Here is a 1,823-nt window from a genome sequence, read left to right on the forward strand (position 1 = left end):
TTCAACATAATGCCGTTGTCGCAGTCTATATAGGTGATCTTCGATTCGCACGAAGCGGTCGACATGAAACCCGGGTCGAAAGTGAAGCGGCCCGTGGCCGTCAGGCCCCGAACATCGATTACATCGGGACCAACGGTGCCGGTTAAAATGGGCAGCTCGACGGGGGCTGCGCCCTCGATGATCAACTGCGCTTTTTTGTCAGCCATGTGGCCTCCTATTTATGCTTGAACCATCAGACAGACCCCCCACGCAGGGCCCGCACCACTATAGTGAGATAAATTCGAATGTCAATTTGCCTAAAGTCTTGCTCCAGAAGGCTTTAAGCGCACTTTTTCCTCGAAATTGCCTGCCATTTACGCCTTTTATGCAACTTGTGCAATCAGCTATTGGGGGTAGGTGATTGCGTTGTCATTAGTAGCCTAACTGTCTATACTCGGCCACCGACCGCCAAGGGCTTTTGGGCTTGCTTTCATTGGGGGTCGCATCCCTGGGTGGTGGTTACCTGACCAGTGCACTCCCCAACAACTTTGCCCTGATTGTTAGGGGCTCTTCAGTGTGAAAAAAAAGCCGTGAAAAGCCAACGACCTGTAAACCTAGACCTAAGGACCATCAAACTCCCAGTCACTGCTTACACGTCCATTCTTCACCGAATCTCCGGTGTCATCCTCTTCGTGTGCCTTGCCATCATGCTTTACGCATTGGACAAGTCGCTGAGCTCCGAGGAAGGCTTCGGTCAGGTGAAAGCGTGTCTGACCAGTCCGCTAGCCAAGCTAGTGATTTGGGGCATCCTGTCCGCTCTGCTGTATCACTTGGTAGCCGGTGTGCGCCACTTGATCATGGACATGGGCATCGGTGAGACGCTGGAAGGCGGCAAGCTGGGCTCGAAAATCGTTATCGCCGTTTCCGTGGTGGTAATCGTTCTGGCAGGAGTTTGGATATGGTAACTAACGTCACGAACCTCTCGCGTTCGGGCCTCTATGACTGGATGGCGCAACGTGTGTCTGCGGTCGTTCTCGCGGCTTACTTCATCTTCCTGATCGGATACGTCGTGGCCCACCCTGGCCTCGAGTATGCCCAGTGGCATGAACTGTTCGCCCACAACGGGATGCGTATTTTCAGCCTCCTGGCCCTTGTTGCCCTTGGCGCTCACGCCTGGGTCGGCATGTGGACCATCGCGACTGACTACCTGACGCCAATGGCGTTCGGCAAGTCCGCGACGGCTATACGTTTCCTTTTCCAGGCAGTATGCGGCGTTGCGATGTTCGCTTACTTCGTCTGGGGTGTGCAGATTCTCTGGGGTATCTGAGTCATGGCTAACATTCCAACGATTTCTTTCGACGCCATCATTATTGGTGGTGGCGGTGCCGGCATGCGCGCTGCGCTGCAACTGGCACAGGGCGGTCACAAGACTGCCGTGATCACCAAGGTTTTCCCGACCCGTTCGCACACTGTTTCCGCTCAGGGCGGCATCACTTGCGCAATCGCGTCCGCTGACCCGAACGATGACTGGCGCTGGCACATGTACGATACCGTCAAGGGTTCCGACTACATCGGTGACCAGGACGCTATCGAATACATGTGTCAGGAAGGCCCGGCTGCTGTTTATGAGCTGGACCACATGGGCATGCCGTTCTCGCGTACCGAACAGGGCCGCATCTACCAGCGTCCGTTCGGCGGTCAGTCCAAGGATTACGGCAAGGGCGGGCAGGCTGCTCGTACGTGCGCCGCTTCCGACCGTACCGGTCACGCGCTGCTGCACACCCTTTATCAGGGCAACCTGAAAGCCGGTACCACGTTCCTGAACGAGTACTACGCTGTAGATC

The 1,823-nt window shown here is 55.8% G+C and carries 3 protein-coding genes and 1 pseudogene; 3 read left to right on the forward strand and 1 reads right to left on the reverse strand.

What is annotated here, in order from left to right; translation table 11 throughout:
* Window positions 1-206, reverse strand: a pseudogene (gene gltA / locus ACIP66_RS28635) (citrate (Si)-synthase); the annotation flags it as partial.
* 363 nt (window positions 207-569) lie between these two features.
* Here gltA and sdhC point away from each other — a divergent pair.
* The 3 genes from sdhC to ACIP66_RS28650 all read left to right on the forward strand — a co-directional run.
* On the forward strand, window positions 570-944 hold the full coding sequence (gene sdhC, locus ACIP66_RS28640; protein WP_016773673.1) for a succinate dehydrogenase, cytochrome b556 subunit: 375 nt from the start codon (window positions 570-572) through the stop codon (window positions 942-944).
* A complete protein-coding gene (gene sdhD, locus ACIP66_RS28645) occupies window positions 938-1,306 on the forward strand; it encodes a succinate dehydrogenase, hydrophobic membrane anchor protein (protein ID WP_003222999.1) in 369 nt (122 codons plus the stop codon). The genes sdhC and sdhD overlap by 7 nt, the downstream gene beginning before the upstream one ends.
* Before the next feature lie 3 nt (window positions 1,307-1,309).
* On the forward strand, window positions 1,310-1,823 hold a 514-nt coding region (locus ACIP66_RS28650; RefSeq protein WP_400652659.1), incomplete at its 3' end, for an FAD-dependent oxidoreductase.

Source organism: Pseudomonas sp. NPDC088429, from assembly GCF_044753305.1.
Classification (GTDB): domain Bacteria; phylum Pseudomonadota; class Gammaproteobacteria; order Pseudomonadales; family Pseudomonadaceae; genus Aquipseudomonas; species Aquipseudomonas rustica.

Coding starts and splice junctions, on each gene's coding strand:
- sdhD (WP_003222999.1), top strand. CDS start 938: ATGGTAACTAACGTCACGAACCTCTCGCGTTCGGGCCTCTATGACTGG.